At 67.7% G+C, this 15,608-nt stretch carries 12 protein-coding genes and 3 pseudogenes; 7 read left to right on the top strand and 8 right to left on the bottom strand.

Going from position 1 to position 15,608, the window contains the following annotated elements; all coding sequences use genetic code 11:
- Positions 1-3 precede the first annotated feature (3 nt).
- Complete coding sequence (locus tag SACE_RS11415; RefSeq protein WP_009950143.1) at positions 4-987, top strand: aldo/keto reductase; 984 nt, start codon at positions 4-6, stop codon at positions 985-987.
- Here the strand turns inward: SACE_RS11415 and SACE_RS36240 are convergent.
- Positions 874-1,635 carry an alpha/beta hydrolase gene (locus SACE_RS36240; RefSeq protein ID WP_011873647.1) on the bottom strand — a complete coding sequence of 254 codons (762 nt, stop codon included), beginning with the start codon at positions 1,633-1,635 and terminating at the stop codon, positions 874-876. The two genes, SACE_RS11415 and SACE_RS36240, sit on opposite strands and share 114 nt — an antisense overlap.
- Before the next feature lie 765 nt (positions 1,636-2,400).
- Here SACE_RS36240 and SACE_RS11405 point away from each other — a divergent pair.
- Both SACE_RS11405 and SACE_RS36235 read left to right on the top strand, forming a co-directional pair.
- A complete protein-coding gene (locus SACE_RS11405; protein WP_011873646.1) occupies positions 2,401-3,417 on the top strand; it encodes a lytic transglycosylase domain-containing protein in 1,017 nt (338 codons plus the stop codon).
- A 164-nt stretch (positions 3,418-3,581) separates the two neighbouring features.
- Positions 3,582-3,977: an MFS transporter gene (locus SACE_RS36235; RefSeq protein ID WP_009950149.1), complete on the top strand. Its 396-nt coding sequence runs from the start codon at positions 3,582-3,584 to the stop codon at positions 3,975-3,977.
- Here SACE_RS36235 and dnaE read toward each other — a convergent pair.
- Positions 3,917-5,722, bottom strand: a pseudogene (gene dnaE, locus SACE_RS11400) (DNA polymerase III subunit alpha); the annotation flags it as partial. The gene SACE_RS36235 and the pseudogene dnaE overlap by 61 nt on opposite strands.
- Positions 5,723-5,800: 78 nt before the next feature.
- On the opposite strand from dnaE, the pseudogene SACE_RS11395 reads away from it, so the two are divergent.
- A pseudogene (locus SACE_RS11395) lies at positions 5,801-6,253 on the top strand (IS5 family transposase); the annotation flags it as partial.
- A 22-nt stretch (positions 6,254-6,275) separates the two neighbouring features.
- Here SACE_RS11395 and SACE_RS11390 read toward each other — a convergent pair.
- Entirely contained in the window at positions 6,276-7,655 is a 1,380-nt protein-coding gene (locus SACE_RS11390; RefSeq protein WP_011873643.1) for an IS256-like element ISSer2 family transposase, read from the bottom strand.
- Positions 7,656-7,711: 56 nt separating this feature from the next.
- Here SACE_RS11390 and SACE_RS11385 point away from each other — a divergent pair.
- Positions 7,712-8,085 (top strand): annotated as a pseudogene (locus tag SACE_RS11385) (IS701 family transposase); the annotation flags it as partial.
- 624 nt (positions 8,086-8,709) lie between these two features.
- Here SACE_RS11385 and SACE_RS11380 read toward each other — a convergent pair.
- From SACE_RS11380 to SACE_RS11370, 3 genes are all read right to left on the bottom strand, one after another.
- Positions 8,710-9,522 carry an HpcH/HpaI aldolase/citrate lyase family protein gene (locus SACE_RS11380; protein WP_009951190.1) on the bottom strand — a complete coding sequence of 271 codons (813 nt, stop codon included), beginning with the start codon at positions 9,520-9,522 and terminating at the stop codon, positions 8,710-8,712.
- Entirely contained in the window at positions 9,519-10,061 is a 543-nt protein-coding gene (locus SACE_RS11375) for a MaoC family dehydratase (protein ID WP_009951191.1), read from the bottom strand. The genes SACE_RS11380 and SACE_RS11375 overlap by 4 nt, the downstream gene beginning before the upstream one ends.
- A 90-nt stretch (positions 10,062-10,151) precedes the next feature.
- Entirely contained in the window at positions 10,152-11,039 is an 888-nt protein-coding gene (locus SACE_RS11370; protein WP_029622195.1) for a LysR family transcriptional regulator, read from the bottom strand.
- Positions 11,040-11,113: 74 nt separating this feature from the next.
- Between SACE_RS11370 and SACE_RS11365 the strand changes: the two genes are divergently transcribed.
- The gene (locus SACE_RS11365) at positions 11,114-12,304 is read left to right on the top strand and encodes a CaiB/BaiF CoA transferase family protein (RefSeq protein ID WP_009951193.1); all 1,191 of its coding nucleotides are present in this window, start codon (positions 11,114-11,116) and stop codon (positions 12,302-12,304) included.
- 52 nt (positions 12,305-12,356) lie between these two features.
- Entirely contained in the window at positions 12,357-13,631 is a 1,275-nt protein-coding gene (locus tag SACE_RS11360) for an SLC13 family permease (RefSeq protein ID WP_009951194.1), read from the top strand.
- Here SACE_RS11360 and SACE_RS11355 read toward each other — a convergent pair.
- Both SACE_RS11355 and SACE_RS38675 read right to left on the bottom strand, forming a co-directional pair.
- Positions 13,597-14,925, bottom strand: coding sequence for a hypothetical protein (locus SACE_RS11355; protein ID WP_197537733.1), 1,329 nt, complete (start codon positions 14,923-14,925; stop codon positions 13,597-13,599). The two genes, SACE_RS11360 and SACE_RS11355, sit on opposite strands and share 35 nt — an antisense overlap.
- A 14-nt stretch (positions 14,926-14,939) precedes the next feature.
- Positions 14,940-15,362 (bottom strand): DUF4158 domain-containing protein, encoded by a 423-nt coding sequence (locus SACE_RS38675; protein ID WP_009951197.1) that lies wholly within the window; start codon positions 15,360-15,362, stop codon positions 14,940-14,942.
- Positions 15,363-15,608: the final 246 nt, after the last annotated feature.

Genomic DNA, 15,608 nt, shown 5'->3' with positions numbered 1-15,608 from the left:
CGCGTGCGACACCGTCGGATCGGCCGCAGCGGGCTGCTCGTCAGCGAGATCTCCTACGGCAACCGATTCGCCCACCGGGAGTCGGCGAACTGCGCGCGTGCCGCGCTGGAGGCCGGGATCACCACCTTCCACACCGCCGCCGCGTGGGGTCACGGCGCGGCCGAGGAAGCCCTCGCCGAAGGTCTTCGGGAGGCGCGGCGCGACGACATCGTGCTCTGCACCGGCGTCTTCTGGCTCGAGCATCCCGGGGCAAGCCAGTTCGGGCTGGGGCGCAAGCACCTGATGTCCTCGCTGCACGGCTCGCTGCGCAGGCTGGGCACCGACCACGTCGACGTGTTCCAGCTGTGGCGCTTCGACCACCGGACACCGCTGGAGGAGACCTTCCTGGCGCTGTCGGACGTGGTGCGCGAGGGCAAGGTCCGCTACGTCGGCACCGCGGAGTGGACCGCCGAGCAACTCCTGCGCGCCGACGCGCTGGCCAACGAGCTGCGCGTACCGCTGCTTTGCAACCACGCGCACTACTCGATGCTGTGGCGGGCGCCCGAGTCCCAGGTCATGCCGGCCGCCGCGCGCGCCGGGATCGGCCACTTCGCGTCGATGCCGCTGGCCCAGGGCATCCTGACCGGCAAGTACCGGCAGCAGCGCATCCCGCCCGGGTCGCGAGCCGACAACGACGAACGCGGCAGGAGCGCCGTGCGGCCGTTCCTCGACGCATCCCTGCTGGAGCGCGTGGACCTGCTGCGCGGCATCGCTGAGGAAGCCGGACTCACCATGGCCCAGCTCGCGATCGCATGGGCGCTGCACCACGAAGGGGTCGCCTCGGCGGTCGTGGGCGCCTCGCGGCCGGCACAGGTGGCGGAGAACGCGCGGGCATCAGGCGTCGAGCTCGGCATCGACGTGCTCACCCAGATCGACCAGCTGCTCGGCGGATTCGTGCAGAGCGACCCGCGCCTGACGTTCACACCCACCCAGTACGACGATCTTTGAAGTCGCATGTTCTCGGGGGTGCGTCCCAGGCCGCCCCGCTGCGGCCCTTCCGGAACAGGTCCTACGGCGTGATGCCCATCCCCTGGCCAACGTCGGCCAGGAGGCGTGCAGCTCGCGCTCCCAGGCGTGGGTGCCGTTGCCGTAGTAGTTGGTCGTCACCGCGATCCCTTGCTGCCGCAACCGATCCGTGAAGCTGCGCGAGGACTCCAGCGACGACGCCTCGTGCGCCTCGTACTCCTGCCCCGGCGGGTCGAGCGGCCCCGGCTGTCCGTTGCCGCAGGAGACGTAGAGCTCGACGCCCCGCAGCGCCTCCACGTTGTCCGCCGGGTTGTGCGACATCCAACGGAACCGGTTGGCGTACTCGTTGCCCCACAGGTCGTAGGCGCCCAGTCCCTGGCTAACGAGGATGCTCTGGATGCCCATCGGTGTGCCGCCCTGCAACATGTCGATCGCGCCGCTGTAGGACGCGGCGGCACCGAAGACGCCCGGGTTGCGGAACGCGTATGCCATGGCGCCGTAGCCACCGATCGAGAGACCGGCGACCGCGCGTTCCTGCCCCGCGCGGTAGTCGCGCTCCAGGTCTCGCGGACCTCCTCGACGTGGAAGGTCTCCCAGTCCGGCAGCGGTGAGCGCCCCTGGTTCCACCACTGCGAGTACATCCCCGCGGGACCGTTCTGGGCATCACGACCAGGACGTCCTTGTCCGCGGTGAACTTCTCCACGTCGGTCCATTCCGTCCAGGACCGGTAGTCCACCGGCGTGCAGCAGGTAGAGCACCGGCCAGGTCCGGTCCGGTTCCAGCGCCCAGCGCGCGGGCAGCAGGATGCGCACGGGTGCAGTGGTGCCGAGCGCCGGTGAGTCGATCCACAGGTCCACCGTGCGTCCGTCGACCAACTGCCGGTCCACCACGCTCGCCTTCCCCGGCAGCGACCGCCGCGGCATCTCGGGTGCCTATGCCGTCGGAGGCACGCCCGTGACCGCGAGCAACACCGCCAGTGCCGTCGCCGCACCGCCCAGGCGCAGGAACCGGCCACGCGGGTGCGGGAATGCTGTGGGGGTCATGGTGGTCTCCTGAGCCGGCTCTGCGCCGATTGGTGCGGACCGGTTGGCGTCCGGTGAACGTAATGAGGCGTCGCAACGGCGTCAACAGTCCCGAATCCGGCTAGCGGCGACCGGTTTTCCTTTGTATCAACGCGGAACAGTCAAGGCTCGGCCGATTAGCACCCTGCTGACAACAAGAACGAGATGACCGACGTGTTGCGCTGTACCCGTGGACAGCATGCCACCGCCTCCGGAAAGGTCTGCACCCTGCGGAACTGGAGGTGCAGTCGTGGCGTACCCATGGGGTTCACCCCGTCGTCGGGGCGAGCGGTTCACAGCGGTCGTGACGGGGCTTCTGTTCGCATTCGGACCGTTGCTCGCGCTCCGCGGCGACGCCGTCGTGCAATCGGCCACCGACGACTCGGCCCTACCCGACGTCCTGGCGGCACGCGACCACTTCGGCGGCACCGGGCGGTTGCCCGCGGACCTGATCCCCGACTTCGCCTTATTCGAGGAACCAACGGGACGCGGTCTCAACTCCGAAGCCGCAGAGCCCGCCCCGGGACCGACCGGACGGCTGGGCATCCCCGGTGTCGTGCTGGACGCCTACCGGCAGGCCGAGCAGACTCTCACCCGCTCGAACCCGCGTTGCGGACTCCAGTGGCCCGTACTGGCCGGCATCGGGCGCATCGAGTCCGGCCACGCGCGATCCGGCCGGGTCGACGCGCGGGGCACCACCACCTCGCCTATCCTGGGCCCGCGGCTCGACGGCGCTCCCGGGGTCGCGGCGATCCCCGACACCGACGCCGGAGCGCTCGACTCGGACCCGGTGTGGGACCGGGCCGTGGGGCCGATGCAGTTCATCCCGTCGACCTGGCGCCGGCACGCCGCCGACGGCAACGCCGACGGGATCCGCAGTCCGCACAACGTCTTCGACGCCGCGCTCGCATCCGGTCGCTACCTGTGCGCGGGCGGTGGGGACCTGCGTGAACGCGATCAGCTCGCGGCGGCTGTCTTCCGCTACAACCACTCCGACGGCTACGTCCGTGCGGTGCTCGGCTTCGCCGACGCCTACGCCCGCGGCGTGGTGCCGACGCGCGTCGTCCTCGACGTCGTGCCGGCACCGCCGCCGCAGCTCCCACCGCCGCCCCCGGGAACGCCACCACCGCCGGTGCCGGTACCGCCACCGGGGACGGTGCCACCGCCGCCCCCGACGACGGAGCCACCGCCGACGACCCCGCCACCAACGACGGAGCCACCGCCACCGCCGACCACGTCGGGGCCACCACCGCCGAGCACGTCGACACCGCCGCCGACATCGTCGTCGAACCCGACGTCACCGTCACCCACACCGTCCATAACGGACACCAGCGCGCCGGCCACGCACTGACGACGAGTGCGGTGCCTCCGGCCCGCGGGTGAGGGCGAATCCTGCCCAGGCGGAAAACGCCTAAATCACCTCACTGCGCGAGTCCCTGCGCTCCCTTTTTGTTGAGCAATCGCAGATGTGGTTTGGGCACCGAGGCGTCGATCACCGCGACGATCGCCAACGGCGTGGTCTCGGTGGTGTCGGTGCTCATCGGCATCTACCTGCTCGACCGGGTCGGACGCCAACCCGTGATCATCACCGGCCAGGCGGGCATCACGATCTCGCTGGCGCTGCTCGGCGGCTGCTTCCTGCTGCCGGAATCCACCGTCCGCTCCTACGTCGTGCTGGGCTTCATGCTCGTGTTCCTGTTCTTCATGCAAAGCGTGATCAGCACCGTCTACTGGCTGGTGATGGCGGAGGTCTTCCCATCCGCCTGCGCGGTTTCGCGATGGGCGTGGCGATCTTCGCGCAGTGGCTCAGCAACGCCACCGTGGCGTTCACCTTCCCCATCCTCATCAAAGTCGAAGTCTTCCAGGGTGACAATCGCCCAGGGCTGCCCGTTCTTGTTGAGCCGCCGCTGAACCCCGGAAATCATCCCGGCGATCTTGGCCTCGTCCTTGCCGTTGCCGCCGGGCTCACGTTCTCCGCCGACGAGCTCGGCGATGCTGGTGTCCTGGTACGGCGCCAGCAGCCGCTCGGCCCCGTCCAAGGGGTGCGCCGAGACGTAGAGGCCGAGCATTTCCCGCTCGTAGGCGAGCAGCTGCTTACGCGGCCACTCCTCGTCAGTGAACTGCAGATGCGCCAGCGGCGAGGCGTCGTTGCTGGCGGCGGTGTCGTCGCCACCGCCGAACAGGTCGAACTGACCCATCGCTTCGTGCCGCTTGAGACCGATCACGGCATCCACGGCCGCCTCGTGGTGCTGGGTCAGCGCCATGCGGGTGTGCTCGAGCGAGTCGAACGCACCGGCCTTGATCAACGACTCGAGGACCCGCTTGTTGCAGGCGAGGATCTCGACCTTGTCGAGAAAGTCGGTGAACGAGGCGTAGCGGCCCTTGTCCTCGCGGGTCTTGACGATCGACTCGACCACGTTCGAACCGACGTTGCGGATCGCGCCCAGCCCGAAGCGGATGCGCCCCTCGACCGCAGTGTGCTGGGTCACGGATTCGTTGACGTCCGGCTGCAACACTCGGATGCGCATCCGGCGGCACTCGGACAGGTAGACGCCGGTCTTGTCCTTGTTGTGCGCGTTGGCGGTCAGCAACGCCGCCATGTACTCGGCCGGGTAGTGCGCCTTCAAATAGGCGGTCCAGTAGGTCACCAGGCCATAGGCCGCGGCGTGGGACTTGTTGAACGCATACCCGGCGAACGGCAGCACCGTCGCCCACAGCTGGTCGATGGCCTCTTTGCTGTAGCCGCGCTCGGCCATACCGGCCTCGAACCGGGCGAACTGCTCGTCCATCACCTCCTTCTTCTTCTTACCCATCGCCCGTCGCAGCAAGTCGGCTTGCCCAAGGGTGTAGCCGGCGACCTTCTGAGCGATGGCCATGATCTGCTCCTGGTAGACGATCAGGCCGTAGGTCTCGCCGAGGATGTCCTTGAGCGGTTCATCGAGTTCGGGGTGGATCGGCCCGACCGGCTTCTTGCCGTTCTTGCGGTCGGCGTAGTCCAGGTGCGCGTTGACGTCCATCGGGCCCGGCCGGTACAGGGCGACGCAGGCAACGATGTCGCCGAACCGGGTGGGTGCCATGCGCTTGAGCAGCGACTGCATGCCGCCACCTTCAAGCTGGAACACGCCCAAGCTCTCGCCACGGCCCAACATCTCGTAGGTCGCGGGGTCGTCGAGAGGGATGTCGAGCGGTTCGATCTCGTCGCCGTGGTTGGTCTTCACCATGCGCACGGTGTCGTCGATCGTGGTCATGTTGACCAGCCCAAGAATATCGATCTTGAGCAGGCCTACCGCCTCACACTGCGGCCCGTCCCACCCGGTGATGATCTCGCCGTCGTCACGCTTCCACAGCGGCAGCACATCGAGCAGCGGTTCACGAGAAATGATGTGCGCGCACGCGTGCACGCCCGCGTTTCGGATCAGTCCTTCGCGACCGCGAGCGGTGTCGAAGATCTTGCCGATCTGCGAATCATTTTCGATCAGCGAGCGAACCTCGGCGGCCTCCGAGTACCGCTCGTGGGCTGGGTCCACGATCCCGGACAGCGGGATGTCCTTGGCTGCGATCGGCGCCGGGAGCGCCTTGCTGAACTGGTCGGCGACTTGGAAGCCGGGCTGGCCGAGGTGCACTCGAGCAGCGTCCTTGAACGCCGCCTTGGTCTTAGGGGTCCTTGCATAATGATCTTGGTCTGGCATGGTGGTGGCTGGAGTTGATCACGTTTCGATCGTTGGGAGCGTGGGATGGCTCGCCCGAGGCCGTGGGAGGTCAGCGACGAGTTGTGGGCGTTGATCGAGCCGTTGCTGCCCCGGCACGAGCGTCGGTTTCGGTATCCGGGTCGGCGTCGGATCGACGATCGCAAGACTCTGCAGGGCATCTTGTTCGTGCTCTACACCGGCATCCAGTGGGAGTTTCTGCCGCAGGAGTTGGGATTCGGCTCGGGGTCGACGTGCTGGCGGCGGTTGGCCGAGTGGCAGCAGGCCGGAGTATGGGAGCAGTTGCAGCGGGTGCTGCTGGATCGCCTGCGAGCGGCCGATCAGTTGGACTTCTCCCGAGCGGTCGTGGATTCCTCCCAGATCCAGGCCAAACGGGGACGTGGTTGCCCAAAAGTCGGTCCGAGTCCGGTTGACCGTGGTCGGCCGGGCTCGAAGCACCACGTCATCACCGATGCCTGTGGAAGAGCCTGTCAAGTGGTTTGTGTATAGGACTTTGGGTGGGTCAGTTGAGGTAGGGGTCGAGTCGGTCGGGGAAGTGCAGTGCGAGGGCGCCGAGGGCTTGTTTCCAGCCGTGGACGGTGGCGCCTTCGACCAGACGTGCGGGGGCGCTGCGCTGGTGGGTGGGTAGTCCGCGTTGTTTGTCGCGTTGTCGGGCGCGTTTGTCTTCGATGTCGCGGATGGCCAGCCACAACAGCTTGATCACCGCGTCGTCGGAGGGGAAGTGCCCGCGGTTTTTGATGATCTTGCGGAGTTGGTAGTTCAGTGACTCGATCGAGTTCGTGGTGTAGATGATCTTGCGGACTTCGGGTGGGAACGACAGGAACGGGATGAACCGTTCCCACGCGTTTTCCCAGGTCCGCACGGCGGCCGGATACTTGCGGCCGAGGTCGGACTCGGCGAACTCCAGCAGGGCGGTCTCGGCGGCCTGGACGGTGGGCGCGGTATAGATCGGTTTCAACGCCGCAGCGACCTTCTTGCGGTCCTGATACGAGACGAACCGCATCGCCGCCCGGATCAGATGCACCGTGCAGGTCTGCACCGTCGAGGACGGCCAGGTCGCCTCGATCGCCTCCGGCAACCCGGGCAGGCCGTCGCAGCAGACGATCAGGACGTCTTTGACGCCGCGGTTGCGCAGCTCGGCACACACCCCGGCCCAGAACTTCGCCCCTTCGGAGGCCTGGATCCAGATCCCGAGGACGTGCTTGACACCGTCGAGATCCACACCGACGGCGATGTGGGCAGAGCGGTTGCGGACCTGGTGGCCGTCACGCACCTTCACCACCAGCGCATCCAGGTAGATGATCGGGTAGATCTCTTCCAGCGGCCTCGACTGCCAGGCCGTGACCTCCTCGAGCACCGCGTCGGTGATCTTGGAAATCGTCTCGTGGGAGAGCTCGGTGCCATAGGTGCGCTGCAGGTGGTGCTGGATGTCGCGGACGGTCATCCCGCCCGCGTACAGCGAGATGATGATCTCGTCCAGGCCGCCGGCCCGCCGCGACCCCTTGGGCACCAGCCGCGGCTCGAACGAGCCCGCCCGGTCGCGGGGCACCTCCAGATCGACATCGCCGACCTCGGTCGAGATCGTCTTACCGCTGGCACCGTTGCGCGAGTTCGGACTACCCCGCCCGGCCGGATCCCCCTTGTCATACCCGAGATGGTCCGACATTTCGGTTTGCAGCCCACGCTCGAGCACGGCTTTGACCAGCTCGGGCAAAAACCCGCCCTGCCCGGTCAACGCCAGCCCGCCCCGGTCGACGGTGTCCATCAGCCCATCGAGCAGGCCTGCCTCGATCATCTCATTGACCGCGTCCCGTGCTGACGAGGGCTGTGCGGCCGTCCCGAACGGATGTCCTTCCTGCTGCTGCGAATCACGCGTGCCCATCGGTGCGTACTCCATCAACTATCGGATCTTGTACACAACCCACCTGACACGCCCCGGCCCACGGGCCCCGCGTCTCCGACTGGGCCGCTGCCGACATCCGCCCCCTGCGGGATCCCGGCTGCGGGCATTTTGGTTGCTGGCCCGCCGCTCGATCACCGATCCGACCGAGATCGCCTACTACGTCTGTTACGGCCCCGCCGAGACACCGTTGACCGAGCTGGTGCGCGTGGCCGGAAGCCGGTGGGCGATCGAGGAATGCTTCCAGACCGCCAAGAACGAAACCGGACTCGATCACTACCAAGCACGCGGCTACACCGCCTGGTACCGCCACATCACCCTGTCCATGGCCGCCGCCACGTTCCTCGTCATCACCCGCCACACAGCGCAAAAGGGGGCTCACTCGACAGCCCCCGGAAACAGATCCCCTTGACTCTGGGCGCAATCCGCCGCCTGTTCAACCGCATCACCCGCCCCATCCGCCACAGCACCGACCACATCCTGCACTGGTCGGCATGGCGACGAACCAGCCAACACCGCGCCCGCGCCAGCCACTACCGACGACATCACAACCTGTCGTTGCAGTATTAGGTGTTGCGGGCAAAGAGGTTGTTGGCGGCGTGGCTGTAATCAAGGTGTTCCGAGCAGCGCCGCGACGGCTGCGTGCGCGTGACGGGCTGGGGCGGGGTCGCCACTGATGCCGGCCGCCACGATGGCTCCTTCAGCGAGCAGGAAAACCGGTTCAACCACTGCCAGCCCGGTGGCGTGGACCCACACCGCGATCTGGTCGTGGAAATGCCTGCTTGTGTGACCGGACTTCGGCTCGCACCGCCTCGGATGAAGGGCGGGTCGCGCGGAGCAGCAGCCGCACCTGCCGACCTGACTAGTGGCAGGCGTGGCAGAACTGGCACGACGCGGTTTGAGACCGTCGCACGTGCGATCAGCCGTTCTTGATCTTCACGTGGTGTGCGAAGCGTCCGAACCGTCACGGGTTTCCGCAACGTTTGGGGAGGCGATGCGCTGGGCGAGTTGACGTTGATCCTGGTCGCCGAGTTGGTCACGTGCGGGCCGCGCGGACTATGGCTTGGGCCCTGGCGATGACCGGCGGATCCACCATTTCGCCGTTGACCTGCGTGGCTCCGGCGTCGGTGCGGGTGTTGAGCACCTCAAGCGCCCAGCCGAGTTCCGCCTGGGTCGGGGCGAACGCTTCATGGGCGGCAGCTACTTGGTCCGGGTGGATGAGCAGCTTCGCGGTGAACCCGAGCCGGCGCTGACGCCGGGCGTCGGCGGTGACGGCGGCGTGGGACCGGGTGGACGTCGTGATTCCGGCGATGGGGCCGGGCAATCCTGTGGTGCGGGAGGCGATGACGAGTTGGGAGCAGGCGAACAGCAGCTCCGGCTCGTCCGGCTCGGTCGGGCTGATGCCGGTGTCGGTGGCGAAGTCCAGGTGACCGAACGCCAAGCGCGCCACTCCGGGTGCCGTCGCGATGTCGGTGAGGTGGGTGAGGCCGAGTGCGGATTCGACGAGGGGGATGAGGGCGGTGCCGGGCAGTGCGCTGCGCACCCGGTGGAGTTGGTCGGCGGAGTCGGCTTTGGGAATCATCACGCCGGCCAGGCCCGGACGGGTCGCTATCTCTGCGACGTCCTCGTCGAACCAAGGTGTGTTCGTGCCGTTGATCCGGACGATCGCCGGCGCACCCGCGAGCCATCTGGCTGCCTGCCGGCGTGCCCGGGGCTTGTCCTCCGGCGCGACGGCGTCTTCGAGGTCGATGATGACGGCGTCGCTTCCGGCCGCGGTCGCCTTGGCGAAGCGGTCGGGCCGCGATCCGGGGACGAACAGGAAGGTGGTGGCCCGTGCTGCCGCGATCACTGTTCGAGCGCCTTCTGTGAGAGCGCATCCCACTCGGGCTGGACAGCGGTGAAGTCCGGCCCGCATCCGGACTTGTAGACCAGCATTGTGCGTTCGAAGACGATGACGATCTCCGAGCGCTGGTTGAAGCCGATGGTGCGCACCTTCACGATGCCGACTTCGGGCCGGGAGCGGGATTCCCGGGTCGAGAGCACCTCGGATTCGGAGTAGAGGGTGTCGCCTTCGAAGACCGGGTGCGGTAGCCGGACCTTGTCCCAGCCCAGGTTGGCCAGCACGTGCTGCGAGAGGTCGACCACCGATTGGCCGGTGATCAGAGCCAGGGTGAACGTCGAGTCGACCAGCGGGCGCTCGAACTCGGTCTGCGCGGCGTAGTGGGCGTCGAAGTGGATGGGCGAGGAGTTCTGGGTCAGCAGGGTGGTCCAGATGTTGTCCGTTCGCGTGATGGTGCGCCCCAGGGGATGGCGGTAGACGTCGCCAACGGTGAAGTCCTCGAAATAGCGGCCGGTCCATCCGGGGACGTAGTTCTTGGAGGTGGTCATGGCGGTGAGTCTGCCGGTCCGGGGCGGCTTCTAACCACGTCGAGCCCATTGCTGTTCCACATAGAATCGATGCTTCCGGCGCATGGTCGGTCACCGGCGGATCACCGGGTGGCTGTGCACAAACTCGACGAAGCGGGCGACCGGTGGAGACACCTTGCGGGTGGCGAGCGTGGCGAACCCCGCTGTCCGGACGGCTCCGGCGTCCTTGATGCTCAACTGCTTCGTCCCCCTGGTGAGCGGGCCGCGCGTGGCCGCTGGTAGCACGGCCACGCCTGCCCCGGCGCCGACCAGTCCCCACAGCGTCGGGATTTCGGTGGCTTCCAGGGCGACCGCCGGTGTGAAGCCGGCCTTGTTGCACAGCACGTCCGTGATTTGGCGGAGCCCGAACTCCGGGCGCAGGGCCACGAACGTCTCGCCGGAGGCGTCCGCCAGTTCGATGCGCTTTGCCGTTGCCAGGGGATGATTTTCGTTGACGACCAGGCGCAGCGGTTCTTCGGCGATCGGGTGCCAGTGGATGTCCTCATCTCGCGGCTCCGGGCTGCAGAACGCGGCGTCCACCGACTCGTGCCGCAGCATGTCGAGCACCGCATCAGCCGGGCCACCCTCCAGCATGAACTGCGCCGAGGGGGCCTGTTGGCGGTATTCCTGCACGAGCTGCGGCACCAGCCATGCGCCGTAGGAGGTGACGAACCCCAGCGATACGACGCCCCGCTGCGGGTCGAGCATCGCTCCGACGCGCTGCTCGGCGGCGTCGATCTCGCCCAGCACCCGTGCGGCGTGCGCCCGGACCACCTCGCCGTACCGGTTGAGCCGCAGGCGCTTTCCCACGCGGTCGAACAAACGGGTGCCGAAGTGCTTCTCCAGCCGGTTGACCGCTCGCGACAGCGTGGGCTGGGTGACGTGTAGCCGCTCGGCGGTGCGCGTGACCTGTTCGGTCTCGGCCAACGCGACGAACCATTCCAATTCCCGAAGCTCCATGGCGGCATCATGCAGCTGGCGCATGAATTGGGCAAGGATCGGTCATTGGACTTCGCCGCGCCGGTCTCCACAGCATGTTCGGCATGCAGCAAAACCACTTTCCCGTGCAAGATCTCGGCGAGCACGCTGGCGTCCTGGCCGATGTCGTGGTCGTATCGCTGGAGCAGGCCGTTGCCGCCCCCTTCGCCACCCGGCAGCTCGCGGATCTCGGAGCGCGGGTCATCAAGGTCGAACGGCCCGGCGTGGGCGACCTGGCCCGCGCCTACGACACGACCGTCAAGGGGATGGCAAGTCACTTCGTGTGGCTGAACCGGGGCAAGGAGAGCATCGAACTCGACGTGAAATCCGCAGCCGGGCGCGAGACCCTGCACCGGCTCGTGGCGAGGGCTGATGTCCTGGTGCAGAACCTCGCGCCGGGCGCTGCACAACGCCTCGGGATCGGCGGCGAGGAACTGCGCAGCACGAGGCCGGACCTGATCATCTGCGACATCTCTGGGTACGGAATCGGCGGTCCTCACTCCGACCAGAAGGCCTACGACCTGCTCATCCAATGCGAAACCGGGCTGGTCTCCATCACCGGCACCGAAGAGGTGCCGTCCAAGGTCGGACTCTCGATCGCGGACATCGCGACCGGCATGTACGCCTACAGCGGCATCCTCACCGCTTTGCTCGAACGGCAGCGGACCGGTCGGGGCTCCAGGATCGAGGTGTCGATGTTGGAAGCGCTGGGCGAATGGATGGGCTACCCGCTGCTCTACACCTGCTACGGCGGTACCGCCCCTGCTCGCGCCGGCGCCAGCCACGCCACGATCGCACCCTACGGCCCGTTCACGGCCGGGGACGGCGTGACCATCAACCTCGGGCTGCAGAACGAGCGCGAATGGGCCCGCTTCTGCGAGCTGGTCCTGGAAATGCCGAGCATCACCGATGATCCGCAGTTCGCGGACAACAGCTCCCGCGTGGCGAACCGCATCGAACTGGACAGCACCATCGCGGGCGTCTTCGCCTCGCTCACTTCCGAGGAGGCGATGCGACGGCTGGACGCGGCCGCGATTGCCTACGCCCGGCAACGCACCGTAGCGGAATTCGCGGAACACCCGCAGCTGCGCGCCCGCGACCGCTGGCGCCCCGTGCCGACACCGGTCGGCGAGATCGAGGCGCTCGTGCCCCCGGTCACCGTGGCCGGCAACAAGCCCGTCATGCGCCCGGTACCCGCGCTCGGCGAGCACACCGAACCCGTTCTCGCCTGGCTCGACGAGCAGTAGCACCCATCAGATCGCGGGAGTCCGCACTCCGCGCAAGCAAGGAGGCTCAGCAATGGTGCTGACCACGGCGTTGGCCGGTTTGATCGTCATTTTCCTCCTGGGTTCGCTGCGACCGGTGAACATGGGCGCGATCGCGCTGGTGATGGCCTTCGCGCTCAGCGCGCTCAGCGATACCAGCACCGACGAACTCCGCTCCGGATTCCCGGTGTCCCTGCTGATCACATTGGTGGGCGTGACCTACCTGTTCGGCATCGCCAAGACCAACGGGACCGTCGACCGGCTGGTGCAACTCGCGGTCTCCGCCGTGCGCGGCCGGAAGGCGCTGATCCCCTGGATCGTATTCCTTGTGGCCACCGCACTGGCTTCGATCGGCGCCGCCTCCCCGGCCGCGGTGGCGATCGTCGCGCCAATCGGGATCGCCTTCGCGCTCCAGAACGGCACCAGTCCGCTGATGAACGGGCTGATGGCGGTCAACGGCGCCGCCGCCGGGAGCTTCTCACCGGTCGGCGTGCTCGGCGGCATCGTGCTCGGCGCGGCACGCCAGCACGGACTGGAGGTCGACCCGGTCATGCTCTTCGGCACCACCTTCGGTTTCAACGTGCTGGTGGCAGTCGGCACCGTTCTGATCTTCCGGCGACATGGGGTCAGCCCGCCGGCAGCAGAGCACTTCGAAGACACGTCCGCGAGCGGCTCCGCCGGACTGGCCGTGGCGACGCGGCCGCGTGCGGAGACCCGCAACCGCACCGAGCAGGCGATCACGCTCGCCGGGATCTCGGCCATGGTCGTCGCCGTGACCGGCTTCGGCGTGGACACCGGCCTGGCCGCGCTGAGCGCATCGGTCGTGCTGGCCCTGCTGTTCCCCAAGACGGCGCAAGCCTCGACCTCCAGCATCGCCTGGCCGGTCGTCCTGCTCGTGTGCGGGATCGTCACCTACATCTCCGTCCTGGAGCGGATCGGCGTGCTCGATTCCCTGGGACAGGGCGTCACCGCCGTGGGGGCGCCGTTGCTGGCCGCCTTGGTGCTGTGCTTCATCGGCGGCCTGGTGTCGGCGTTCGCCTCCACCACGGGAATCCTGGGCGCACTCGTCCCGATGAGCATCCCGTTCCTTCTCAGCGGACACATCGCACCGACCGCGCTGTTGGCAGCCCTGTGCGTGTCGTCCTCCGTAGTCGACGCGAGCCCGTTCTCCACCAACGGAGCCCTGATCGTGGCCAACGTCCCCGAGGAGCAGCGTGCTGCCACCTACAAGGCATTGCTGCTGTGGGGATTTGCCTTGATCATCATGGCTCCACTCACGAGCTGGGCATTCCTCGTCGTGCTGCTTTGAGCAGGTTCTCCAAGCTCGGCGGCTCCGCCTCCGCGGGCAGCGCCGCCAGGTGCAGGCGGCCGTGCTCGTCGAAGCGCACCGCGGTGTTGTCGCCGAGCCCGGCGGTGACCTCGCGGAAGGTGGCGTCCAGCAGCTCGGCGCGCTCGTCGAGGTGCTCGTCCGGGTCGGGTGGCAGGTTCAGGCTGGCCAGCACCACCGGCTTCGCCGTGATCCACGCACTGCCGGCCAGGAGCTTGGCGCGCGGGTCGCCCCACTTGCTGGAATTGACTGCGAAGATGTCCCGGCGCCGCAGGCACCGGTGGAACTGCTCCAGCACGCAGAAGGTGTAGGCCCGCCAGTCGATCGTGCCGGGCTCCAGATCGGGTGCGTGCAGCACCAGGCGCCGCCAGGAGCCGATCAGCAGCTGCTCGTCGATCTCCGAACGGTCGACCTTGTTGCGGCCGCCACCCCACAACCGCGGCAGATCCCGCAACGCCGCCAGCACCCGCTGCCCGTCCGGGTCCGCCCCAAAGCGGATCACCTCGCACAACAACGGCAGGAACGGCCGCACCGTGGCGAACCGCTTCACCAGCACCGCCCGCCACGCCTCATCCGAGTCCGAGTCCGGCGGCCCGGCCAGCTCCACCACCGCGACCAGCGCCTCGGTGAGCTCCGAGCGGGGCACCACGGCCTCGATCTCGGCCCACACCTGCGCCAGGCTCACCGGCTCCACCGTGGCGCTGTCATCGGCGGCCTGCTCCGCGAGGTCGTCGTGGGCGCCGGTGACTTCCAGCAGCACCCCGAGCGCGGCCGCGAGCTTCGCCGACGCCTTGCCCAGTTTGGGCAGGGTGCGCAGCTTCTCTTTCGCCGACTCCCTCTCCGCACGGGCCAGCAGCTTGGAAGAGATCAGCACGTCCGGCAGGTCCAGGGCGTCATCGACCGCCCTGGACTGCAAATAGGTCACCGTCGCCAGCAGCGTCGCCGCCCGGCGGGAATCGCCGTGGCGGCGCAGCAGGCTGGCCTTGCCCTGCACCCCATACCGCGACAACTCCGCCAGCCGTCGGGGCGGTACTACCTCGGTGTCAACCTCGGCGAACCCCAGCCCCAGGATCTCCGCAGCCCGCTGGAGCGCATCGACCATCGCTGGTCCCGACACCCGCAGGGGCGGCCGCCGCAGCTTGTCCAGCTGCGAATTCCTTTGCCCGTCCGGGACTTCCAGCAGTACATCCAGTGTGGAGCGCTGCTCGTCGTCGAGCAGCCGGTACAGCGTCTCCCATAACCGCTGATTCGCCGACTCGCGTCGGGACGCGACCAACCGCACCAGAGTCGTCACACCCGGCAGCAACACCCGCCGTTCCCGCAGCCATCCCACCGCGGCGTCGAACAGCGCTTTGGCCCATCGCCCGTAGTCCAGGCGCGGGCCTCGATCCACTCTCCGAGCTCGCCCTCGACCTCGGAAAACTCCCGCCACTTCTCAGCCCGACGGATCTCCCACTGGTGTTCCAGGCGCGTCATGGCCCGCTCGCCGTAGGACTTCACACACGACGCGTCGTCGATACCGAGTTGCTCGGCGAGGTAGTCGACCAGCTCGACCGGCACATCCAGCGGGTCGTCGAGGAAAGCGCCGGCGTTGCGCACGGTCACCAGCTGCAAACTGAAGCCGAGCTTGTTGTGGTCCCGGCGCTTGGTCTCCACCAGGCCCCGGTCGACGTCGTCGAGGAAGAAGAACCGCTCCAACTCGGCCCGGGACAAACGACTCCGATAACCGGCTATAGGCCGTGGCCTGCTCATCGGACAGGAACTCAACGGGGCAACGAAGTGCCTCCTGCTGCTCACCCGCCCACCGTGGCGGCACCGCGGCGTACCTCAGCAGCAGCCGACAACCAAGGTCAAATCGCAAACCGGCAGGTCACGACTTAGCGCTGTCCACCGTTCCGATGTTCCTCAACCCCCGCAACCTGCACACCGGCGAGTCCGGCCTCCGGGTCCAGCCCATGA

Origin of the sequence: Saccharopolyspora erythraea NRRL 2338 (assembly GCF_000062885.1) — a bacterium.
In the GTDB taxonomy this organism is placed as follows: domain Bacteria; phylum Actinomycetota; class Actinomycetes; order Mycobacteriales; family Pseudonocardiaceae; genus Saccharopolyspora_D; species Saccharopolyspora_D erythraea.
Note: the sequence above shows the minus strand (reverse complement) of the source record. Positions and strands in the feature narration are given on the sequence as shown.